This window comes from Streptomyces sp. NPDC042364, assembly GCF_056437585.1.
This window is the reverse complement of sequence record NZ_JBWKAJ010000003.1, coordinates 641,593-664,981: the sequence shown is the minus strand read 5'-3', so window position 1 is coordinate 664,981 and position 23,389 is coordinate 641,593. Positions and strand designations below refer to the sequence as shown.

Sequence of the window (23,389 nt, the reverse complement as noted above, 5' to 3'; positions counted from 1 at the left end):
GCGTGGGGCCGGGATCTTCCGGTGAGGTACCTCCTGGTGCAGGAGGACGAGGACGGGGTGGAGCGGCTCTGGGGGAGTGCGCCGGGGTCGAGGCGCTGTTCGCGGAACCGGCGCCGCTGCGGCGGGAGGTGCTCGTGGCCCGCAGCGCGCCGGCGGAGGTCGTGGACGACCCGGAGGGCCGGCTCCCCTGCTTCGAGGACGTCGTGCGCCTCCTCGAACAACGGCGTCACTGTCGTCTCCGCCAGGCCGTGTCCAACAGCGCGGTCATTCAGATTCCTTGCGCCAAGTCTTGGTGGGCTGCCCGTTCTCGTCCCAGTGGAAGTCCTGCAGCATGGTCAGGCCGTTCTCGGCGAAGACCTGTTCCGATGCGAGCGTGCCGTTGGCGTGCCATTCCCTGGCGACTCCGACCGGGCGCCCCTTGCGTACCGTCGCCTCGGAGCGAAGGGTGCCGTCCTTGTACCACTCGCGGCTGGGACCGTCCTGGAGGCCGTCGACGTACGAGTCCAGACTGATGACAACACCGCCTGAGCGCTCTTCGACTTCTCCGGTGAAGGGGCGCCCCCGATACAGCAGACGTTGCTCGTAATCCATATCGACCTCGGGGTCGTCGATGTCGATTCGTGGTACCGGAGTCATTGTGGGATCCAATTGTCATCGGTCGGCGGGGTGCCCGTGAACCTGCCGTGCAGGCTGTCCACACCGTGCAGCATATGGTGGCAGTTCACGCAGAAAGCCGCCGGCCGTACGGGAAGCCCCGTCTTCATGTGGTTCAGGTACGGGAACTCGATGGAGGCGATCATGTCGGCGAGCGCTTCCTCCCCGTCGGGAAGGCCTCGCTTCTGCCGTTCCCACAGCAACTCGTTGACTGCCTTGACCTCGGCGTGCCCGAGCGGGTGGTCCGGTCCCGGCGGGGGGTCGCCGATTTCGCCGTATCGGGCCGCGATGGTCGGGTGGACGTGATCCGGCGGGATGATGTTGGTGGCCTTGCCGTTGATTCCTTCGGCGACTATGCCTGTCCGCAGGTCCATGACCGGGCCGGCGCAGGCCCCTGTTTGCTTCCTGGGAAACGTCCCCAGTTCTTTCGCCTCCAAATAGGAAGCGGCACGCTGATATCCCAGCTCCTTGAGGAAATGCTCGACGTTTTTGCCATCGACCTTGGTAATTACCTCGTAGCCGTTGACTTCCACCGTCTCCACGCGGCCCGGCGGTACCTGGCCGAGGATCTTCGTGCCAGGCCCGGCCGGTGGCAGGGGCCGGCCCGGCACGATCTCGGTAGGGGGCGCGGCCCGGCGGGCGGCGTCCTCCGCGATCGAACCGCCCGGTTCCCGTACGTCCCGGTCGCCGTGGTGGGCACCGTCGGCCTGCCCATGCGGTGACGTGCCGTCGTCGGCATGGCTGCCCGAGCCATGGCCATCGCCATTGCCGCCCTGGCGAACTCCGTCGTCTCCGTGTCCGACGGGGCCCGGCTCGTGCCCCGTGCCGGGGCGGGCCCCGTCGTCGCCATGACCGTTCGCCGTGGGGCCGTCGCCATGCGGGGGCGGGGTAGAGGGGTCCCGCGGACCGGTCGGCGGCTCATGGCTCGCGGAGGGACCACGGCCCAGATCATCGGCACGCCCACCCGGGAGGCCGTCGTCCCCGACCCGCCCGGTGCCGCCGAGGTCGTCACCTACGCGCGCGGTGCCGCTCAGGTCGTCCGCGACTCGCCCCACAGCCGTACTGCCGTCGCCGACCCTGGCCCCGGCCCCCACCAACTCCTGCTCCGAAGTCCGTACTTCGGTGCCCCGCTCTGCCGCCGTCCCCTCGTGCCCGATGCCGTCCAGGGACTCGCGCACGGTGCCGTCGGCGTTGTGCATGACCAGGGTCTTGGTGTCGAGGTAGACGACCTCGCCCTTGGGGGTCTCCATGCGGACGCTGTTCTCGGGGGTCAGGCCCGCCGGGAGGTCGTCCGCGAGGTGCGGGGTGTCGGCGATGCGGTAGGTGCCCTCGCCGAGCCGGATGTGGGTGCCGTCGGTGATGCCGCGCAGGCTGGCCATGACGTCGCTGATCTTCACCGCGGTCGCGCCGACGCCCTTGGTGATGTACGTCATCGGGTCGACGATCCTGCCGGCCTTGCCCGCGAAGGAGATCGCCTTGGCGATGGCGCCCGCCTTGCCGGCGCCGGAGACCGCGCCTCCCGCGCCGCCGGTGAAGATGGTGGTGACGACGTTGAAGGTGACCGCCCCGGCGGCGCGTGAGGGGTTCTTGCCCCACTCGTCGTAGGCGATCAGCGCCTTGCCCGTCTCCACGACGGCCGTGCGGGAGTCGCGCAGCCATGAGGGCAGCTTGTCGGCCGGGGTGAGCCAGTACGCCGCGCCCAGCGGGGTAGCGGTGATCGCGATGCCGGTCAGGAGTTTGCCCAGGCCGGTCCAAGCCTGGCCTGCCGCGTCCCAGCCGTTGACGCCGACGAGGGTGCCCAGGCCCTTGATGGTGCCCCAGACGCCGTCGACGACGAAGCCGACGGCGAAGTCCCAGACGTGTTCGTGGATGTAGTACCAGGGGTTGGACTCCTCCACCGGGTCGCCCCAGGGCAGTCCGCCGGCGTTGTCGAGGTCCTCGCCCCGGTAGCCGTACATGTTCTCTTTGTTCGAGCCGTCGTTGACGATCAGCGGCTCCCCGCCGACCAGGGCGACGATCTTGTTGTGGCAGTCGCGTTCGGCCGCCTGGAACGCCGCGTACGCGGCGTTGATGTCGGAGCGGCGGTTGTTGTTCTCCTCGACGAGGTCACCGTCGGCACGCCACTCGTCGTCGTCCGCGATCTTCGCGCGGAAGGCGATGGCCTCCTGACGCAGCTGGTCGAACTTCTGCTTGAGCGGGCCGACCGCGGCGGCGTAGTCGTCGAGGGCGGAGGCCACGGTCGCCAGCTCGGTGGAGAACTCCTCGCCCTTCGCCGCGACCGGCGCGGTCGTCGCGAACAGCTGCTCCGCTTCGGGTGCCTTGTAGTACGCCGACAGGCCGCCGAAGCGGGTGTCGATCGCCGAGCCCGAGTCCTTGAGCGACGTCCCGGCCGACCGGATGCCGCCGATGTGCTGGTCCAGCAGCTCCAGGTTGCCGGTGAACTCGGGGACCTCCTCCGGGATGACGGGGATGTCGTCGCTCACTTCGGCCCCTGCCCGCCGTTGCCGCCGACGCCCGGCGGCGGGGGCACCACCGTCGCCTTGAGCGCGTTGGCCTGGTGCTGGGCGGCCATGTCCAGGTCACCGGTGACGTACGCGTTGGTGGCCTTGGCCGCGCCCTGCACGGAGTCGATGGTGCGCTGCGCCATGAACGCCAGCTTGTTCTGCCGCTCCTCCAGGTACTTGCTCAGCGCCGCCGCCACCGGTCCCACCGGTACGCGCGGGGTGCCGACGGCGACCGGTCCGATCATGGGGCCGCTGAACTGCCCGCCGGGTACGGCCGTTCCGGCCGACTCGGCCGCGCTCGCCATGTTCGTCACCAGTGAGTTGGCGGCCTTCTCCAGGCCGCCCGCCGCCTCGCCGGTCGAGTTCAGCGTGCTCTGCACATGGACCGGATCGATGTCCCAAGCCGGCATCGTCGCTACCCCCGTAACGTTCGCTTCCCTCATTACACACGCGCAACCGGCACCGTCCGGTTCCCACCGGAGAGCGGGACTTCACGGCCGTCGCACGGACGCGCATGTCAATCGTTGGTACCAAAGGGGCGGTTACGGGCGCAACGCCGATGCGGTGACGGGCCGTCGGGCGAGGCCGCCAGGGGCACTCACCGCACGGGGTGGTGGTGTGTCCAGCCCTCCCATGCCGACGCGATCATCTCGTCGACGCCGTACCTGGCCTTCCAGCCCAGCTCGCCGGCGACGCGGTCCGCGGAGGCGACCACCCGGGCGGGGTCGCCCGGACGCCGGTCCACGACGGCCGGGGGCAGCGTGTGGCCGGTGTGGGCGGTGATGCGGTCGATCATCTCCCGTACCGAAACCCCCTCGCCGCGGCCGATGTTGAGGGTGAGGTCGGTGCCGGGCGCCTCGCGCAGGCGCCGGGCGGTGGCGACATGGGCCTCGGCCAGGTCGACGACGTGGATGTAGTCGCGGACGCAGGTGCCGTCGGGGGTGGGGTAGTCGGCGCCGAAGATCCGCGGCGGGGCCGCTTCGGTGAGTTTCTCGAAGACCATGGGGACGAGGTTGAAGACGCCGGTGTCGGCCAGTTCGGGCGCCGCCGCCCCGGCCACGTTGAAGTACCGCAGCGACGCCGTCGACAGGCCCGTCGCACGGCCCGTGGCCCGCACCAGCCACTCCCCGGCCAGTTTGGTCTCGCCGTACGGGCTCATCGGCACGCACGGCGTCTCCTCCGTGACCAGGTCCACGTCCGGCATCCCGTACACGGCCGCCGAGGACGAGAACACGAACGACGGGACGCCGGCGTCCGTGACGGCGGAGAGCAGGGTGCGCAGGCCCTCGACGTTCTCCCGGTAGTAGTGCAGGGGCAGTTCGACAGACTCGCCGACCTGCTTCCGCGCCGCGAGGTGGACGACACCGGTGACGCCGTGGCCGCGGATCACCCGTGCCAGCAGCTCACCGTCCAGGGTGGAGCCGACCTCCAGCGGCACCCCGTCGGGCACCCGCCCGGCGATCCCCGTGGACAGGTCGTCGTAGACGACTGCCTCCTCGCCCGCGCCGAGCATCGCGCGCACCACATGGGCTCCGATGTAGCCGGCGCCGCCGGTGATCAGCCAGGTCATGGACGACCGTCCCCTCGTCGATGGACCCGCGGGTCCTGTCGATGGACCCGCGGGTCCTGTCGGTGGACCCCACGGGTCCTGTCGGTGGACCGCTGAGTCCCTTCGGGGGCCTCCGAGTCCTTTCGGGCCCGTGGGCCCCGTGTCGTGGCGCGCCCGCGCGGGTGGTGTGCCGGCGAGGGCGTGACCAGGTCGGTCCTCAGTGAAGCAGGCGTTTGAGGCGACGGATCATCACCTCGGTCAATCCACGCCAACCGGGCGCGAGACGCAACGCGAGCGCGCCCGCGTGGGTCGCGTACGGCTGCACCAGGAGCACTCCGTGCCGGGTGCTCGGGAGCGCGCGACGGCGCAGCAGACCGGCGCCCGCGACCGCGTGAGCGGTGGTCTCGCGCCGGCCGCCGTCCTGGAAGAGCAGCCTCAGCCGCAGGTCCCAGGTGCCGCTGCCCAGTGCTGCCAGGTCCAGCGGGACCTCGGTCTCCCAGTGCTCGGACTCGGGGCGGGGGATGAGCGGTGCCGTGCCCGCGAAACCCACGCGCCCGTCGTCCCGCTCGGTGAACTCCACCTCCACCGTCTCGGGCCCCGCGTCGGCCATCCGCCCGTACAGCTCGTGCAGGCGCAGCCGGAGGGCGGTGCCCCGCGCACGTGGCCGCAGTTCCGCGTCGACGGCCGCCGGCAGCAGGTGCACGGGGCGGACGAGGAGGTGCTCCAGCTCCACCTGGGGCAGGTCCGCCGACCAGACGGGCGTGCCGTCGTCCGCGCGCGCGTACGGCGGGTTCAGCCGGGCCGGACGGGCCGCCATCTCCTTGAGGCGGCCCAGGTCGCGCGGCTCCTCGGCGGCCAGGATCACCCGGGCGACGACCCGGCCGGGCGCGGGCGCCGGCGGGAAGTCCCCCTCGTCGAAGGTGCTCAGGTACGCGCGCGTGAGGGCCCACCACTCGCGCCGGTAGTGCGCGCTGCGCAGCTCCAGCTCGCGCGCGTACATGCGCAGCGAGTGGTCGAGGAAACGGGTCCGTGCCGCCCGCGCCAGCCGCTTCTCGCCGGCACCGAGGAGGATGTCGTACGACAGGCGGTCGGCCTCGATCCGGGCCCGCCAGTTGTCGATGTCGGAGCGGTCGAGGGAGAGCGAGAGCCGGGCCGCCGAACGGCGTACCTGCCACACGTAGACGGGGTCGGGGACGAGCGCGACGCGCGGCCCGGCGGCCAGCACGCGTGCGGCGAACACGAAGTCCTCGTAGGGGAAGCGTCCCTCGGGGAAGCGGATGCCGTGGTCGCGCAGGAAGGTGGTCCGGTAGAGCTTGTTGACGCAGAGCGTGTCGTGGACGAGGCGCTCGCGCAGGGCCGGATGGGTGACCAGCGTGCGCTCGGCGTACACCTCGGGCTGCCAGGTGGTCTCGCGCCCCGAGGGCAGCTCCCGGCGGACGCACAGCCCGGCCGCCACCGGGGCGTCGTGCTCCACGGCCGCCTCCAGCAGCGCGTCCACGGCACCCGGCGGCAGCGCGTCGTCGCTGTCCAGGAACATCACATAGGGGGCGGTCGCGGCGTCGAGCCCGTCGTTGCGCGGGGTGCCGCAGCCGCCGCTGTTGGTCCGGCGCCGGACGACCTTCAGACGGGGTTCGGCGGCGGCCAGCTTCTCCAGCAGTTCCCCGCTGCCGTCGGTCGAACAGTCGTCGACCGCGATCACCTCATGGACGGCCGGCCCCTGCGCGAGCGCCGAGCGCACCGCGTCCGCCACATGAGCGGCATCGTCGTACCCGATGACGACGACGGTGACCTGCGCCTGCTGAAGAAGCATGGTTGCCCCGGACCTATGAGAGGTTTGTCTGCAATCTTCCCTTAAGAGGGACTTCGCGGCCCCGTGGGGAAGATGGCCCGCACGGAGTCCGGGTTCCGTTCGGGCGTGTGGGATTCCGTCGGATCGTCGGGGCCGTTCGTGCCGGAGGGGTGCGGATTCTCGGTGGTACCCCGCCAAAGCCGGGCGAACGACAGGCCCGCCGCGACCGCCAGCAGTCCGTTGCGCGCCACCATCAGCGCACACCCCCGCCAGGTGGAGGCGACCACGTCGTCGTACAGCACCGGATAGACCACCGTGGTGAGTGCGGTCGCCGCCACGAGCAGGACGGCCACCGGCCGCTGGGTGGTGTGCCGCGAGGTCAGGCAGACGGCGGCCAGACCGAGCAGCCACACCATGTACTGGGGGCTGATGACCCGGCTGGTCACCGTGAAGAGCAGGACGGCGGCCAGGGCGGCGTCGTACGGTGTCGCCGGCGACCAGCGGCGGGCCCGTGTCCGCCACAGCACCAGCGCGCCGAGCGCCAGCATGCTGAGCGCCAGCAGGGCGGCGGCCACCGACGAGACGTACGGGCCGACGAACTCCAGCGATCCGTAGCGATGGCGCACGGTCCCCGGCCAGCCCGCCCGGCGCGCGAGTCCCAGGACGGTGCCGCCGAACGACTCGATCTGCACGCCCCGTCCGCCCTGCTGTCGCAGGAAATCGAACGGATCCCTGAACAGCGCGGCCAGCACGCCCAGCAGCACCGCCGCCGTGACCACCGCCGCCGTCCATGCCTCTCGGGTCGTACGGCCCCTCGGCGCACCGATCAGCGTCAGGGCCGGCCACACCTTCACCAGGGCGCCGGCCGCCGCCAGTACCCCGCACGCGCGGGGGGAGCGCCCCAGCGCGAGCAGGGCGACGACGGCGAAGGCGGTGGCCTGCACGTCGTAGCGCACCAGGGGCAGGAACATCAGCAGCGGCAGGGCCGCCGTCCACAGGGCCGCGCCGAGCAGGCTGCGTCCGGGGCGCCGTCCCGCGCGGACGAGGGCGAGCGTGACGACCAGGTCCGTCGCGAGCGTCAGGGCCACGAACGCCTGGAAGTACGTCAGCCCCGGCAGCAGCCCGGGGGAGAGGAGCACCGGGCCCGCGCCCGGCGGGTACTGCCACAGCCGGTCGCCCGAGGGGTAGGTGCCGGTCGCGAGGACGCCGTACCAGCGGGCGTACAGCTCGTGCGCCTCCCGCGCGACCCCGCCCTCGCCGAGCGGGCCGAGGTGGTTGTGCGCGAGCAGCCACAGCATCAGGGCGCGGGTGGCGAGCCAGCCGACGGTGAGAGGTCTCATCGGCCGGATCGTAAGGCGACCGAAAGCCCTGAAAGCGGCGATACGCCGTCACATAGTGACAAGGACGGTCAAGATCGATCAATGGGTGGCTCGTCGCCGGCCCGGCCGTGCGCTGCCGCGGTGGCCGGGAGGAGGTTCAGCCGCCCGCGGGGTCCCGGAGTGCCGCCTCGTCGAGGGCGGTCGTGAGGCGGTCCAGACGGTCGCGCAGCTCGCGGATCTCGTCGACGTCGAAGGTGGTCGCGGAGACGATCCGGCGCGGCACGGCCAGGGCGCGCTCCCGCAGGGCGGTGCCCTCCTCCGTCAGTCGCACCTCGACCGACCGCTCGTCGCGCGCGCTGCGCTCGCGCCGCACCAGACCCGCGGCCTCCAGCCGCTTCAGCAGCGGGGACAGGGTCCCGGAGTCGAGCCGCAGATACTCGCCGAGCCTCTTCACGGGCAGTTCGCCCTGCTCCCACAGCACCAGCATCACCAGGTACTGCGGATAGGTGATCCCCAGATCCTTGAGGACCACCCGGTAGACGCTGTTGAACGCGCGCGAGGCGGCGTGCAGGGAGAAGCAGATCTGCCGGTCCAGGCGGAGGAACTCCTCCTCGGAGACCCCCTCGGGCAATGGGATGGCGCTGGTCATGACTCCAGGGTACCGCGCCGCCCACCATTTAGTTGTGCCCAATTGAATTGTGTGCTCTACTTGGGTTCGTGAACGGCGGTCGGACGGACCGCCGGACGTGACGTGAACTGTGAAAGGGATGGGTTTCCCATGGACGCGCTCTACACCGCTGTCGCCACCGCCACCCACGGCCGCGAGGGCCGCGCCGTCACCAGCGACGGCAAGCTCGACCTCGACCTGGCCCTCCCGGTGGAGCTGGGCGGCAACGGCCAGGGCACCAACCCGGAGCAGCTGTTCGCCGCCGGTTACGCCGCCTGCTTCGCCAGCGCCCTCGGCCTGGTCGGCCGCGCCGCCAAGGTCGACGTCAGCGAGGCCGCGGTGACCGCCGAGGTCGGCATAGGCAAGCAGGGCGAGGGCTTCGCCCTCAAGGCCACCCTCCGCGTCGAGCTCCCCGACACCGTCGACGAGCCCACCGGCCGCAAGCTCGTCGAGCAGGCCCACCAGGTCTGCCCCTACTCCAACGCCACGCGCAACAACATCCCGGTCGAGCTCGTCATCGAGTAGTCACCGGTCCGGGAAGGCCCCCTTCCCGGCCGCGCGGCAGTGCCGAAGCGTGACACGCCGCGCTGCCCCCCGGCCCCCCTGCCGGCCGCGTCGAACGCGGATCGCTCCGCACCACCCCTACGGAGCGATCCGCGCCAGCACCTCCCCGGTCCGCGGACTCCAGTCCACGACCACCGCTTCCTCCGGCGCCTCGCGCCACCGGGTGAGCAGCAGCCACCTCACCCCGTACCGCCGGGCGATCCTCGTCCGCTCCTCGCGCGTGGCCGCGGGATCCAGATACGCCCGGACATCCGCGTACCGCCGCGCGCGCTCCTCCTCGTCCAGCGCCGGATCGGGCCAGGTGGGCGCGGCCATGTTCACGCCGTACCCGGCGATCGCGTGCCCCGCGAAGTACCCGTCGGTGATCAGCACCTCGCCGGCCCCCACATGCCGCGCCGCCCACGCGTACGCGGGCCAGCGCGGCGGCTGCGCGAAGCCCACCGGGTCCAGTGACCGGGGCACGACCGCCCCCGCCTGCACGGTCAGGAAACCCGCGCAGGCCCCCGCGGCGGCGACGGCGCCCAGCATCCTCCGCCCCCACCCCCACGGCCGGGGCGCCGCCAGCTCGACCGCCAGCGCGAACTGCGCGGGCACGGCGGCGAGCCCCAGGACGCGGCCGTACGTGTAGTGGCCGCTGACCCAGCCGTACGCCACCACCAGGCACTCGGCCCCGAACATCAGCACCAGTGGATCCCGTCGCGACCTGCGCGCCCGCGCCCACAGCGCCGGCAGCCCCAGCAGGGCCAGCCACAGATGCCCGCCCATGTTCTCGTACAGAAGCCGGTGCACACCGTCCACGCTCGTGTTCCCGGCCAGCGACAGGACGCCGTAGTACGGCCACGACACCGCGACCGTCAGCGCGGCCGCGCCCGCCAGCGCCCAGCGCCCCGCCACCGGACGCCGCCACGCGTGCTGCCAGGCCGCCACCACGGCGACGGCCCCGGCCAGCGCGGCCACGGCCGTGATCGGGTGCGTCAGCACGATCAGCCCGTACAGCGCGCCCAGCCCGGCGTACGCCCAGGCGCTCCCGAGACCGCTCGGCCCGACGTACCGCACCCCGCGGGGCGGGCCGCCGCCCCGCGCGCGGGCACCCGTCCACGCCCACGCCCAGAACGTCAGACCGATGGCGAACGCCGACGGGTAGCCGAGGTTCGTCGTCATCGACATCAGTCCGAGGTAGCCGCTCCACAGGATCCGCTCGGTGCCCCACAGCAGCGTCATGCACAGCAGTGCGAGGACCGGCGCCCACGGCCGGGGCGTCAGCACCCGGACGAAGCGGCCGATCCCGGTGAGCAGCACCAGCAGGTGCAACGGCCCGGCCAGCTTCACCAGCGCCCAGCCGCTCAGGCCGGTCAGCCGGGCGAGGACTCCTTGGGCGACCGTGTAGGGGGTGTAGTACGGACTGCCCGCGCCCGGCAGGTCGGCCGTCGGGTGCGCCGGGTGCCACAGGTCCCAGCGGAGGCGTTCGATCACCGCCGCGTGCTGGCCGGCGTCACAGCACAGCGGCACCCGCCAGTACGCGAGCGTCATCACCAGCCAGAACAGCCCGCCCACCACGGCGTACGGGCTCGGCCGGCGGGTCAGCAGCCGGGTACGTCCGCCGCGCAGCGCCGTGGCGCCGAGTGCGCCGCGGAGGCGGCGCCGGGGGCGGGCGCCACCGTCCAGGGAGGCTGAACCAGGTCCGGTATAGGGCATTGGCCGTCTATTCCCGGATCAGTTCAGCCGCTTAGCTGGCCGTCACCACATCGAGTGAAGCGCGGGGGGTGGTGACCCGTTCGAGGAGCAGGGGCAGCCCCAGCACCGGCAGCAGCCACGCCACCACGATCAGCCGGTCGCCCCAGATGGTGATGTCGGGGTGGGCCGCCTGGTTGAGGATGCCCGTGCCCGCACCGGCGAGCACGAACCACCCGAACACGGGCCGCTGCCGCAGCGCCCCCCACGCCCCCGCCGCCAGCGCGGCCAGGAACAGCGGCTGCGTCAGCTGACGACGGCCCCACTCCACCCAGAAGTCGACCTCGAGATGCAGGAACTCCGGCCACGGGCGGGCCCGGTCGGGCCGGGTGAAGTGGTCGGTGAGCAGGTCCTGGAGGCTCTCGGCGGCGGCCGGGTAGTGCAGCAGCCGGGCGATCAGCAGCGCGCACACCACCACGCCGGCCGACACCACCCCGATCACCCGCACCCACGCCTCGACCCCGCGACCGCTCGCCTCGACCCCGCGACCGCTCGCCCCGACCCCGCGACCGCTCGCCTCGACCCCGCGACCGCTCGCCTCGACCCCGCGACCGCTCGCCGCCGGAACGCGTTCCGCCGGACCGCCCTCACCCGGAGCGCCGCTGCCCGGAGCCCCACCGCCCGGAGCCCCACTGCCCGGGGCGCCTTCCCCCGGCCCGCTCCCACGCCGCGCGCTCCGTAGGGCCACCATCGCGCACGCCCCCGTCAGGCAGACCCCGAGGAAGAGCGCCTGCGAGTGCTTCACCGTGAACAACGCCGCCGAGGCACCGCCCACCAGCAGCGCCCCCGCCCGCACCCGTCCCCGCGCGGCCAGCGCGCAGCCCCACAGCGCCCCCAGCGTCAGGGCCAGCAGCAGCCCCTCGGTCATGGGGCGCATGGCGGTCGCCCCGCACGGCAGGACGTAGTACAGGGCCTGACCGGTGAGGGCCGAGGGAACCGGCGCGCGCACCGCGCGCAGCACCAGGAAGGCGAGGACGCCCCCGGCCGCCGCGATCAGCACGCTCGCCAGCCACACCCCCCACGTCACCCCGAACACCGTGACGAACGGCATCAGCAGCACCGGATAGCCGGGCCGCACCTCGAAGATCCGCAGGAACCGCTCCGAGGTGAACGGCGCGATCGGACCGTCCGTCTGCCCGGCCGCCAGCCGCCGGTCCACCTTCCGCCACAGCTCCCGGCTGCACTCCTCGGCCACCCGCCCGGCCGGGCTCGGCGCGCGGAAGCGCACCACGTCCACGCTCCGGTTCCGCGCCGCGGTGGCCGCCCGGCTCTCGCAGTAGTGGTCGATGGCCCCGGCGGCCGACTCCCGCACGCCCGCCCCGCCGAGGGTGAGGGCGTACGAGACGTAGTTCTTGGTGTCGGGGGTGGCCCGCCCGGTGACGCCCGCGAGCTGGCACAGGGCGAAGCCCACGGCCAGCAGCACCACCCAGGTACGCGCCTTCATCACTAACGCGCGCCCCCCGGTCGTGAACGCGCGCTCCCTCATGACGAGACGAGGAACGAGGCGCGGTGGGCGCTCGGCGCGGGCACCGTCGTCACCGTCTCCCTCAGCATCAGCGTCCGGACGACCCGCTCGGCGGCCCTCCCGTCGTCGAACTCGCAGTACCGCTCGCGGAACGCCGCGCGCAGCCGCGCCGACTCCGTGTCCCGCCACTGCCCCGAGTCGAACAGCGCGGCCAGTTCACGGTACGAACGGGACACATGGCCGGGCGCCTCGGCGGTGATGTCGAGGTACGCGCCCCGGCTGGCCGTGAAGGCACCCCAGTCGTCCGCGTGGACCACGATCGGCCGGTCGAGGTTGGCGTAGTCGAACATCAGAGCCGAGTAGTCGGTGACCAGGACGTCGGAGGCGAGCATCACCTCCTCGACGTGCGGCTCGTCCGTCGCGTCCACCAGCACGCCCCGCCGGTGCAGCTCGGCCAACCCGAACCCGCGCGCCGGACCGTCCGCGAGCGAGGGATGCAGCCGTACGACGAGGGTGTGGCGCTCGCCCAGGCTCCGGCGCAGATCGTCGGCGAACCGGGCCAGGTCGAAACGCTCGACGTGCCCGCCCCGCCGGTAGTCGCGCGGCGAGGGCGCGTACAGCACGACCGTGTGGTCCGCCGGGATGCCGAGCCGCTCCCGGACCGCCGCGCCGCTGTCCGGCTTGGCGTTCACCAGTACGTCGTTGCGCGGGCTGCCGGTGCGCAGCGAGACGAAACCGCACGGGTAGGCCCTGCTCCACACCAGCTCCGAGTGCCGGTTGGCGACCAGGCTGTAGTCCCAGCGGTCGGCTCGCCGCAGCATCCGCGGCACGTCCACACCGAGCCGGGCGCCCGGCTTGTGCAGCAGGTCGGCGGCCATGAACTTCAGGGGCGTGCCCTGATGGGTGTGGATGTGCACGCTGCCCGGACGCCGCGTCAGGGTGCCCGGCCAGTTCACGTTGCTGACGAAGTACGTGGCCCGGGCGGCCACCCGCAGGAACTCGGGCGAGCCCGGCGTCACGTACTCCACGTCCGCCGGCAGCGTCCCCACCAGCTCGGGCCGCACCACCCACACGCCGCGGATGTGCGGGGCCAGATCACGCGCGGCCCGGTAGATCGCCGCCGGGTCGCCGAGCAGGCCCCGGTGCGAGAACGCCGAGTACACCGCCAGCCGCGGGTCCAGCGGCAGCCGCTCGTGCACCAGCGACCAGTACCGCCGGATCCGCTCGGCACCCGCCGCCCGCACCCGTTCCCCGCGCGCGGTGAGGGCCGCCCGGAACCGGGCCGCCCGCGTCCGGGCCCGGCACGCGGCCCAACTCCCTTCGAGCACCCGGAACTCGGGCGCCACCGGCACCTCGTCCGGCACGCGGTACTTCCGGTAGAGCCCCGCCGTCCGCCGGAAGAACTCGCCCTTGTCCCGCGGCGGCACCCGGTCCGGCTTGGCGAGGATGTCCAGGCAGTGCTCCGCCATCTTGTGCCGCAGATACGGCCGCCAGCGCGCCAGCTCCGGCCGCGAGTCCAGGAAGGTGAAGACCCGCTCGTACTGGTCGTGCACATCGAAGTGCCGGCGGCTCCTGGTGGACAGGATGTTGCCCTGCCGCCGCTGCCGGTAGGCCACACAGATCCGGTCCAGGGTCGCGATCCGCTCCGCGCTCAGCAGCACCGGGAAGGTCCACGGCGTGTCCTCGTAGTAGCCCGACGGGAACCGGAAGCCGCGCGCCTCGACGAACTCCCTGCGGTACGCCTTGTTCCACACCACCATCAGCAGTTCGAGGATCTCCGGGTGCTCGGCGACCGTGAACGTGCCGGCACCGACGTCCTTCAGCAGGTGCGCGAGGGAGTTGCGGCGGGTGCCGCCCCACCAGTACGTGCGGGCGTAGTCGAAGACCAGCACATCGGGGTCACCGGCCTCGTCCAGCCGGTCGGCCAGCGCGCGCAGGGCGCCCGGGGTGAAGGTGTCGTCGCCGTCGAGGAAGAGGACGAAGTCCCCGGCGGCGTGCGGCAGTCCGGCGTTGCGGGCGCGGCCGAGGCCCACGTTCTCCGGCAGGTGCACCACCCGGACCCGGGGGTCGCGGGCGGCGTACGCGTCGAGGATCTCGCCGCTGCCGTCGGGCGAGCAGTCGTCGACGGCGATGACCTCCAGATCCCGGTACGACTGCTCCAGCACCGAGTCGAGGCACTCGCGCAGGAAGCCCCGGACCTTGAACACGGGGACGATGACACTGAAGCGGGGCACGTCCGTCAGCTCCTAACGAGGGTGGCCGTGGGGCGGGGGGCCGGGGTGCGCTCGGCGAGCGGGACGACGGGCGGCAGAGCCTCCGGGGGCTCGCCGAGGAACACCCGCCGTACGACCCGTTCGGCGGCCCTCCCGTCGTCGAACTGGCAGAACCGCTCACGGAAGGCGGCCCGCAGCGCGTCCGACGCCGCGTCGGCGTACACACCGTCGCGGAACAGGTTCGCCAACTCCCTTCGGCTGCGGGCCACATGGCCGGGCGGCGCGGCCGGCAGATCGAAGCAGACGCCCCGCGTCTCGCGGTAGACGTCCCAGTCGTCGGCGTGGATCACGATGGGCCGGTCGAGGTTGGCGTAGTCGAACATGATGGAGGAGTAGTCGGTGATCAGTGCGTCGGCGGCGAGACAGAGGTCCTCGGTGGAGCGGTGCCCGGTGACGTCGATGACCCGGCCGTCCCGGCCGCCCGCCACGCCGTCCGCGATCCCGCTGCCCCGGTCGTAGAAGTAGTGCGCCCGCAGCAGCACCACGAACCCCTCGCCGACCGCCTCGCAGAACGCCTCCAGGTCGAGCCGCGCCTCGTAGCCGGAGACGTGGTCGCGGTGGGTGGGGGCGTACAGCAGGGCCGTCTTGCCCTCGGGGACGCCCAGCTCCCGCCGGGTCCGGGCCACATCGGCGGCCGTCGCCGTGTAGTAGACGTCGTTGCGCGGATAGCCGTACTCCAGCTGCTCGTAGGCGCCGGGGAACGCCCGCTCCCAGGTCTCCGTCGAGTGCCGGTTGGCGGAGAGGCTGTAGTCCCAGCGGTCCACGCGGGCGAGAAGGGCGGTGAAGCCGCCGGACGCGGCGGCCACCACCGGATAGGGCGACTGGTCCACGCCCATGGTCTTCAGCGGGGTGCCGTGCTGGGTCTGCAGATGGACGCTGCCGGGGCGTTTGACGACCGCGTCCGCGAAGTTGGCGTTGTTGACGAGGTACTTGGCGCGGGCGAGCACCTGCCAGTACCGCCGGCTGCCGATGACGGCGTGGTCGACGCCCTCCGGCAGACGGGCCACCGCGTCGGGCTCCACGAGGAACACCGAGCGGATGTGCGGAGCCAGCTCACGGACCTTGGCGTGGACCGCGGCCGGATTGCAGGTGTGGCCGCGGCCCCAGTACGCGCAGTACACGGCGAGGTTCTCGTCCAGGGGGAGGCGGCGATGGGCCGCGTAGAGGGCGCGGGTCAGGGGCGCGCGCGGGCGGGGGGCCGCCGCCATGGCCCGCGCCACCGTCCGGTTCGCGGCGCGCAGCGCCGTGAAGGCGGCGTACGAGCCGGTCGCGAGCAGCAGGTGCTGTACGCCGAGACTTCCGGAGGGCGGGCGGAAACCGGTCGGGCGGTAGTGGCGGTAGAGGTGGGTGGCCCGGCGGAAGAAGCCGCGCCGGAGGCGGGCGGGCAGCCGCTCGGGGTGGGCCGCGGTCCGCAGCACGACAGCGAACAGCTGCTCGAACATCGCCTCCGAGAGGGAGCGTTCGGCGGTGGCCCGGGCGAGCACCGTCTCGACCTGGTCGAGGAGGTCGAGCTGGTGCTCGCCGGGTGTGTCGAGCCGGCTGCCCTGACGGCGCAGCAGATGGCGTACGCAGACCGTGCCGCGCAGCTCCGTCGTGCGGTCGGCGGCGAGGGCGACCAGGCCGTTCCAGCCGAGGTCCGTGAAGTGGCCGGACGGGAAGGCGAGCCGGTGCTCCGTGAGGAAGTCCCGGCGGTAGACGGCGCTCCACGCCGGTGTCCCGACGCCGCAGGGGCGGACCACGGTCGTACCGCCCTCCCACCAGTGGGCCCGCTCGTGCGACAGATACAGCACGTCCGGGTCGGCCGCCTCCCGCAGCCGGTCCGCGATCCGCTGGAGGGCGCCCGGCACGAGGGTGTCGTCTCCGTCGAGGAACAGGACGTAGGTGCCGAGGGCCGTGGCCAGACCGGTGTTGCGGGCACCGTGGAGCCCCGCGTCCGGGGGTGACTCGGCGGGGGCGACCCGGGCGTCCCGGCCGGAGTAGGCCGCGGTGACCGTGCCCGCGGGGGAGTCCTCGGCGTCGTACACCGGGATCAGCTCGAAGTCACCGAAGGGTTGGGTCAGCACCGAGTCCAGGGCGAGGGGGAGGCGGCCTTCGACACCGTGCGTGGGGACGATGACGCTGAAGCGGGGCATTCTGTCCTTTCGGGTTCGGTCCGTTGCGCGGGAGGGCTCGGGGGCGGGGGTGGGTTTGGCGGGTGCGGGTGCGGGTGCGGGTGCGGGTGCGGGTGAGCGGGGGCCTGTGGCGCAGTTCCCCGCGCCCCTGAAAGGCACCCGGGCCGCGCCCCGTGGCTTTCGCTGGAGGGGGGCCGCAGGCCCGTCCCTTCAGGGGCGCGGGGAACTGCGCGAGAAACCGCACACTCACCCGCACCCGCCGACGAACCGGCACCCCCGGGCCCCGAGGCGCCCGAGCGGGGTCGAAGGGGCGGCAGCCCCTGGGGGAGGGGCGGGCAGGGGCGGCGGGGGCGGGGAAGGGCCCCGGTGGCTACCTGCGCAAGGGATCGGCCTGCCCCGGCCGGCCCTGCCCCGGCACGGACGCCTGCGGCGACCGCTCCCGCCCGGCCACCGCCGACGGCACGGGACGACGGCCGGCCAGCGGAACGATCACCGGGGTCTCCGCCTCCCCGAAGACCACCCGCCGCACCACCCGCTCCGCGGCCCTCCCGTCGTCGAACCGGCAGAACCGCTCCCGGAACGCCCCACGCAGCTGCGTCGACCGCGATCCCCGCCAGTGCCCCGTGGCGAAGATGTCGATCAGCTCGTCCTCACTGCGCGCCACCGCGCCCGGCGGGAACGACCGCAGGTCGAAGTACATCCCCCGCGCCGCCTCGTACGCCTCCCAGTCCTCCGCGTGGATCACGATCGGCCGGTCGAGGTTGGCGTAGTCGAACATCACGGACGAGTAGTCGGTGACGAGCGCGTCGGACGCCAGGAACAGGCTCTCCACGCTCGGATGCCCGGTGACGTCCAGCAGCCGGCCGTGGGCGAGATCCGTCAGCGGGGCGTCGTACGCGTGGTGCGCCCGGGCGAGGACCACGAAGCGCGGCCCGAGCTCGCGCAGCACCCGCTCCAGGTCGAGATGGGCGCGCTGCGAGTGGCGGTAGTCGCGGTGCGTGGGGGCGTACAGCACGACCACCGAGCCCGCGGGGATCCCGAGATGCTCGCGGATGCGCGCCACATCCACCGAGCCGGCCCGCAGCAGCACGTCATTGCGCGGCGAACCGTATTCGAGGACGGTGTACGGGGACGGATGGACGCGTTCCAAGACGAGGGTGGAGTGGCGGTTGCCGGACAGGACGTAGTCCCACTGGTCGCTGCCGCGCAGCGCCGCGTCGAAGTCCGTGCCGCGCGCGGCCGCCGGACGGTCCTGGAGGTCGAGCCCCATGCGCTTGAGCGGGGTGCCGTGCCGGGTCTGCACCAGTACCTGGCCGTGACGCTTGACCAGCCGCCGGTCGAAGTCGACATTGCTGACGAGATACTTGGAGCGGGCGAGCGCCGTCCAGTACGCCATCGAGCCGGGCAGCAACCGCCGGGTCGGCACCGGAAGGGTGTGGTGGTGCTCCGGCCGGGCGACCCACGAGGTGCGCATGCCGGGCACGTACGTGCGGAACGCGTTCTCCAGCGCGGCCGGGTTGCACACATAGCCACGGCCGTCGTACGCGGCGAACACCGCCCGGTCGGCCCGCAGCGGGAGCAGGCGCTGGACGCGGTAGTGCAGGCGGAGCCCGCCGCCGCGGGCCAGCAGGCCCAGGCCCCGCGCCAGACGCCCCGCCGCACGGCCCGCGCGGGCCGTCGCCCACAGCGCGCCGTGCAGACGGTGGCTGCCCAGCCGCAGCCGCGCGTGCCGGAGCCGGGCGCCGGCGCGAAGAGGGGCGCCCGGGGTGCGGTAGCGGGCGCGGTACGCGCGGGCGGTGCGCAGGAACTCGGCGCGCGCGGCGCGCGGGAGCCGGTCGCGCCGTGAGAACACCGCGGTGAGGTCGTCGAGCATGCGGTGGAACAGCAGCGGACGCCACGGGGCCAGCTCCGGCCGCTCGTCGACGTACGCGAACACCCGGTCGTACTGCTCGAACACGTCGAAGTGCGCCCGTGTGGTCCGCTCCAGCAGACCACCGTGGCGGCGCCTGCGGAGGTGGACGCAGACCCGGTCGAGCGTGGCGACGGACGCGGCGCTCATCAGCACCTGGTACGTCCAGGCCACGTCCTCGTGAATGCCGGGCGGGAAACGGAAGCCGTGCTCCGCCACGAACTCCCGCCGGTACGCCTTGTTCCACGCGGCGGGGCGGACGCCCAGCAGCCCGGGGCGGCCGTCGAGACGGAAGGGGGCCGGGCCCGCTTCGGCGAGCCGGGGGTCGCGCCGTCCGCGGACGGGCTCGCCCGCCCAGGTGGTGGCGGCGAAGTCATGGACGAGGACGTCCGGTTCGCCGGTCTCCTTGACGCGGTCGGCGATCGCCCGGAGCGCGTCCGGGGCGAGCCTGTCGTCGCCGTCGAGGAAGACGAGGTAGTCGCCCCCCGCGCACCGCATCCCCTGGTTGCGGGCGGCACCGGGCCCGGTGTTCTCCCGCAGCCGTACCGGGCGCCGTACCCGGGGATCACGCGCCGCGACCTCGTCGGCGATCGCTCCGCAGCCGTCGGGGGAGGCGTCGTCGACGACGATCAGTTCGAGGTCGGTGAAGGACTGGGACAGCACGGAATCCAGGCACTCGTGCAGGTACGCCTGAACCTTGTACGCGGGGACGATGACACTGAACCTGGGCAAGGAGGACATCCATGGGTCGGCACGGGCATACTGCCCGGAAACGGCCGATGGGATGATTTGGTTACGTTGCGTGTGCCATACGGGGGAATCTGCGGAAGCGAGGGGCGCGTGGGTGTGAACCGGGTGGTGCGTTGGCCTTCTGGCTGCGGGTGAGTGGGGGTTGGTCGCGCCCACACGGCGGAGCCGCATGTGTCACCGCCCCGCGCCCCTGAAGGCTTGGGCCCCCGGCTCCCGGCCCACGAAGCGGAGCGTGCCGGCTGTCTACTTCACCGCCCCCGCCATCACCCCCGACACGAACTGCCGCTGGAACGCGAAGAACACGGCGAGCGGGATCACCATCGAGATGAACGCGCCGGGCGCGAGGACCTCGATGTTGCCGCCGAACTGCCGTACCTGCTGCTGGAGCGCGACCGTCAGCGGCTGTGAGCCGGAGCTGGAGAAGACCAGCGCGACCAGCATGTCGTTCCACACCCACAGGAACTGGAAGATCCCGAGGGACGCGAGCGCCGGGGCGGCCAGCGGCAGGACGACCGTCGCGAACAGCCGCACCTCACCCGCCCCGTCCAGCCGCGCCGCCTCCAGCAGTTCCCGCGGGATCTCCGCGAAGAAGTTCCGCAGCAGGAAGATCGCGAACGGCAGTCCGAAGCCGACGTGGAAGAGGACCACACCGATGATGTCGCCGAAGATCCCCAGGTCCCGGAAGAGCCCGGACAGCGGGATCAGCGCCACCTGCACCGGCACCACCAGCAGCCCCACCACGACCATGAACCACCAGTCCCGGCCCTTGAAGTCCATCCACGCGAAGGCGTATCCGGCCATCGCGCCGATCAGGACGACGAGCAGCGTCGCCGGGACCGTGATCCACACCGTGTTGAACAGGGCGTCGGTGATGCCCTCGTTCTCCAGGAGGGACTCGTAGCTCCTCGTGGTGAGTTGGGCGGGCGCCGAGAACACCTTCCACCAGCCCGACTCGGCGATGTCGGTCGGGTCGCGGAACGACGACACCAGCAGACCGAACGTCGGCACCAGCCAGAACAGCGCCACCAGCAGCAGGAAGACCCGTAGCGCGCCCCCCGCCACACCGCTCGCCACCCGGGCGGCGACGGAGCGCCTGCCCCGTACGGGCGTCTCGGGGGCGGGGTTCTTCGGGGCCGGCGCAGGGGCCGGGGTTTCGAGGGCGGTCACCGCTGGCGCTCCTTCCGCAGTCGCCGGATGTTGACCCACATCACCGGCAGCACGAGCAGCAGCAGCACCACACCGATCGCGCTGCCCAGCCCGAAGTCGCCCCCGCCGCCGTACGACGCCAAGTAGAGCTGCAGAGCGAGGACGTTGGCCTCGTCCTGGGTCGGCTGCGGCGCGATGATGTAGACGAGGTCGAAGATCTTCATCACGTTGATCATCAGCGTGACGAGGACGACGACCAGGACCGGCGCGAGCAACGGCACCGTGATGCGGCGGAACACCTGCCACTCATTGGCCCCGTCCACCCGCGCCGCCTCCAGCAGGTTCCGGTCGACACCGGCCAGCCCGGCGGCGATCAGCACCATCGCGAACCCGGCCCACATCCAGACGTACGAGCCGATGACGGCCGGTGTCACCAGGGTCGGGCCGAGCCACTCGACGCCGTTGTACGGCGCCGCGAAGTTCGAGCCCGGCAACCGCAGCCGGGACCCGTCGGCCGACTCCGGCAGGCGGAACGTGCCGTCGGCGCCGCTGGTCGCGGTGGCGACCACCTGCCCGTCCTTCACCGCCTCCACCCTGACGCCCTCCAGGCCCTTCTCACCCGGGTCGACGGCACCCTTCTCACCGCCGCCGCCGAGCCGGAAGTCCAGCCAGACGGTGCCGGTGACACCGTTCCCGGTGGGCGCCTTCGCGTCCGCCGGGGTGCCCGGCAGCCGGTTCGGGGCGATACCGACCAGCGGCAGCAGCGCCGGGGTGCCCGCACGGACGGCGCCCTCCGTGGTGAACGAGCCGCCGCCGGACGGCCGTAGATCGCTGACCTGGGCGTTGGGGCGCGCCTTCGGATACACGGACTCGTCCGCGAACACGTCGTGCACGGACGTCACGACCGCGTTCGCCACGCCCTGGTCCGGGTCCTGCTCGTACACCAGCCGGAAGATGATGCCCGCGGCCAGCATCGAGATGGCCATCGGCATGAAGACGATCAGCTTGAACGCCGTTCCCCAGCGCACCCGTTCCGTCAGCACCGCGAAGATCAGACCCAGCGCGGTGACCAGGGCCGGGGCCACCGCGACCCAGATCGCGGTGTTGCGGACGGCGACGAGGGTGGCGTCGTCGGTGAAGATCTCCGCGTAGTTGTCGAGGCCGACGAAGCCCGAGCCGCTCGCGTCGAACAGGCTCCGCCAGACCGAGTACCCGATCGGGTAGACCACGAGCGCGCCGAGCAGCACCAGCGCGGGCAGCAGGAACAGCACCGCCACCCACAGCCGGGTGCCCGTCACGCTCTTGCGCGGTGCGGCGGGCGGTGTCGGCAGCGCGCCGGCACCCCCCGCCGTCTTCGCCACGGCGGACGGCATGACGGACGTCAGCCCTTCCCGTAGGCCTTCGCCGCGTCCGTCTCCAGCCGCTTCTGCGCGCCGGCGACGTCGTCGGGGTTCTTCAGGAAGTCCTGGAGGTCCTTCCACTCACCGACGCCCTGGGTGCCGCCGAACGCCGCGGGCGCCTGGTCGGACATGTCGAAGCGGAAGTCGTCGCCCGCCGCGAGCAGCGCCTCGGCGATCTCCCGGGTGACGTCGTCCTTGTACGTCCCCTGGTCCATCTCCTTGTTGGGGGAGAGGAAGCCGCCCTGCGCCGCCCAGATCTCCGCGGCGTCGGTCGAGGCGAGGAAGGTGAGCAGCGCCTGCGCGCCCTCGCCGTCCTTCAGCGCCACCGCCGCGTCACCGCCGGTGACCACCGGGGAATCGTCGCCGACCGCCGGGAACGGGAAGACCTTGGCGTCCGTGCCGATCTTCGCGTCCGTGTCGCCGTTGATGGTGACGGCCACGAAGTCGCCCTCGAAGACCATGCCGGCCGGGGTGTCACCGCTGAACGTCTGCGTGATCGACTTCGGGTACTCCGTCTGCAGGGCGCCGGAGGCCCCGCCCGCGATCAGCTCGTCCTTGCCCCACAGCTCGGCCAGCGTGGTGAGGGCCTTCTCGACGGAGGGGTCCGTCCACTTGATCTCGTGCTTGGCGAGCCGGTCGTACTTCTCGGGGCCGGCCTGCGAGAGATAGACGTTCTCGAACCAGTCGGTGAGCGTCCAGCCGTCGGCGCCGCCGATGGAGACGGCCGGGGACCCCGCGTCGGACAGCGTCTGCGCCGTCCGCAGGAACTCGTCCCAGGTCTTCGGTTCCTCGGTGATGCCCGCCGCCTCGAAGGCCGCGCTGTTGTACCAGACGAGGGACTTGTTGGCGGCCTTCGCGTACACGCCGTACTGCTTGCCCTCGTACGCGCCCAGGTCCTTCCAGCCGTCCGAGAAGTTCTTGTCGAGCTGGGCCAGGGCCTCGCCGCCGAGCGGTTTGATCCAGCCCTTCTCGGCGAACTGGTGCAGTACGCCGACCTGGGGCAGGAACGCCACGTCCGGCGGCTTGCCGCCCTCGATCTTCGTGCCGAGGAAGGTGGAGGTGTTGTTGCCGGTCGGTACGAAGCTCACCGAGGCGCCGGTGCGCTTCTCGAACTCGTCCAGCACCTTCTGGAAGTTGTCCAGCTCCGGGCCGGTGAAGACGGCCGCGACCTCCAGCTTCTGGCCTTCGAGCCGAGGCAGTTGGACCGTGGGTTTGCCGCCGTCACCGCCCGCTGCCTTGTCGCCGCCGTCACCGTCGTCGTCCCCGCCGCACGCGGAGAGGGATACGGCGAGGAGGCCCGCGGCGAGGGCGGCCAGAGCCCTGGTCGTCGATCTCGACCTGGGTGAGGGATGGTGCTCGGTCGTCGCGTTGCGTGTACGAAGCATGCTGCGCATCACTGACCCCGTTCTCCGTGCGTCGTCGAACGTAGAGGCGCTGTCCCGTGCGCTCTGGTCTACGCCGCGCGCCTGGGGGCGGCAAGAGCGCCTGCCCCCTCAACTCCCTGATCGTGACCGCGTCGTGACCATGCGTAGGGCGGGGTGAGGGCCGGGCGCCTCCT

Annotated in this window: 16 protein-coding genes; 1 reads left to right on the top strand and 15 read right to left on the bottom strand. The window is 72.4% G+C overall.

Going from position 1 to position 23,389, the window contains the following annotated elements:
* Window positions 1–264 precede the first annotated feature (264 nt).
* The 7 genes from AC067N_RS09350 to AC067N_RS09320 all read right to left on the bottom strand — a co-directional run bounded on the left by AC067N_RS09350 (window position 265) and on the right by AC067N_RS09320 (window position 8,464).
* Window positions 265–636: a toxin-antitoxin system YwqK family antitoxin gene (locus tag AC067N_RS09350; RefSeq protein ID WP_478678257.1), complete on the bottom strand. Its 372-nt coding sequence runs from the start codon at window positions 634–636 to the stop codon at window positions 265–267.
* On the bottom strand, window positions 633–3,137 hold the full coding sequence (locus AC067N_RS09345; protein WP_478678256.1) for a hypothetical protein: 2,505 nt from the start codon (window positions 3,135–3,137) through the stop codon (window positions 633–635). The genes AC067N_RS09350 and AC067N_RS09345 overlap by 4 nt, the downstream gene beginning before the upstream one ends.
* Window positions 3,134–3,568: a DUF6507 family protein gene (locus AC067N_RS09340; RefSeq protein ID WP_478678255.1), complete on the bottom strand. Its 435-nt coding sequence runs from the start codon at window positions 3,566–3,568 to the stop codon at window positions 3,134–3,136. The genes AC067N_RS09345 and AC067N_RS09340 overlap by 4 nt, the downstream gene beginning before the upstream one ends.
* A gap of 188 nt (window positions 3,569–3,756) precedes the next feature.
* On the bottom strand, window positions 3,757–4,728 hold the full coding sequence (gene galE, locus AC067N_RS09335; RefSeq protein ID WP_478678254.1) for a UDP-glucose 4-epimerase GalE: 972 nt from the start codon (window positions 4,726–4,728) through the stop codon (window positions 3,757–3,759).
* Between the two features lie 196 nt (window positions 4,729–4,924).
* A complete protein-coding gene (locus tag AC067N_RS09330) occupies window positions 4,925–6,517 on the bottom strand; it encodes a glycosyltransferase family 2 protein (protein ID WP_478678253.1) in 1,593 nt (530 codons plus the stop codon).
* Between the two features lie 41 nt (window positions 6,518–6,558).
* Complete coding sequence (locus AC067N_RS09325) at window positions 6,559–7,836, bottom strand: glycosyltransferase 87 family protein (RefSeq protein ID WP_478678252.1); 1,278 nt, start codon at window positions 7,834–7,836, stop codon at window positions 6,559–6,561.
* Between the two features lie 136 nt (window positions 7,837–7,972).
* A complete protein-coding gene (locus AC067N_RS09320; RefSeq protein WP_478678251.1) occupies window positions 7,973–8,464 on the bottom strand; it encodes a MarR family winged helix-turn-helix transcriptional regulator in 492 nt (163 codons plus the stop codon).
* Between the two features lie 129 nt (window positions 8,465–8,593).
* Between AC067N_RS09320 and AC067N_RS09315 the strand changes: the two genes are divergently transcribed.
* Entirely contained in the window at window positions 8,594–9,007 is a 414-nt protein-coding gene (locus AC067N_RS09315) for an organic hydroperoxide resistance protein (protein ID WP_478678250.1), read from the top strand.
* Between the two features lie 117 nt (window positions 9,008–9,124).
* Here the strand turns inward: AC067N_RS09315 and AC067N_RS09310 are convergent, their stop codons facing one another.
* The 8 genes from AC067N_RS09310 to AC067N_RS09275 all read right to left on the bottom strand — a co-directional run bounded on the left by AC067N_RS09310 (window position 9,125) and on the right by AC067N_RS09275 (window position 23,216).
* Entirely contained in the window at window positions 9,125–10,741 is a 1,617-nt protein-coding gene (locus AC067N_RS09310; RefSeq protein ID WP_478678249.1) for a hypothetical protein, read from the bottom strand.
* A gap of 31 nt (window positions 10,742–10,772) precedes the next feature.
* On the bottom strand, window positions 10,773–12,221 hold the full coding sequence (locus AC067N_RS09305; RefSeq protein ID WP_478678315.1) for a hypothetical protein: 1,449 nt from the start codon (window positions 12,219–12,221) through the stop codon (window positions 10,773–10,775).
* A gap of 38 nt (window positions 12,222–12,259) precedes the next feature.
* Window positions 12,260–14,476: a bifunctional glycosyltransferase/CDP-glycerol:glycerophosphate glycerophosphotransferase gene (locus AC067N_RS09300; protein ID WP_478678248.1), complete on the bottom strand. Its 2,217-nt coding sequence runs from the start codon at window positions 14,474–14,476 to the stop codon at window positions 12,260–12,262.
* A gap of 5 nt (window positions 14,477–14,481) precedes the next feature.
* Window positions 14,482–16,647: a bifunctional glycosyltransferase/CDP-glycerol:glycerophosphate glycerophosphotransferase gene (locus tag AC067N_RS09295; RefSeq protein WP_478678247.1), complete on the bottom strand. Its 2,166-nt coding sequence runs from the start codon at window positions 16,645–16,647 to the stop codon at window positions 14,482–14,484.
* A 349-nt stretch (window positions 16,648–16,996) separates the two neighbouring features.
* A complete protein-coding gene (locus AC067N_RS09290; protein ID WP_478678246.1) occupies window positions 16,997–19,276 on the bottom strand; it encodes a bifunctional glycosyltransferase/CDP-glycerol:glycerophosphate glycerophosphotransferase in 2,280 nt (759 codons plus the stop codon).
* Window positions 19,277–19,528: 252 nt separating this feature from the next.
* Window positions 19,529–20,452 (bottom strand): carbohydrate ABC transporter permease, encoded by a 924-nt coding sequence (locus AC067N_RS09285; protein ID WP_478678245.1) that lies wholly within the window; start codon window positions 20,450–20,452, stop codon window positions 19,529–19,531.
* Window positions 20,449–21,804, bottom strand: coding sequence for a carbohydrate ABC transporter permease (locus tag AC067N_RS09280; RefSeq protein WP_478678244.1), 1,356 nt, complete (start codon window positions 21,802–21,804; stop codon window positions 20,449–20,451). Before AC067N_RS09280 ends, AC067N_RS09285 begins: the two co-directional genes overlap by 4 nt.
* Window positions 21,805–21,812: 8 nt before the next feature.
* Entirely contained in the window at window positions 21,813–23,216 is a 1,404-nt protein-coding gene (locus AC067N_RS09275) for an ABC transporter substrate-binding protein (RefSeq protein WP_478678243.1), read from the bottom strand.
* Between the last annotated feature and the right edge of the window lie 173 nt (window positions 23,217–23,389).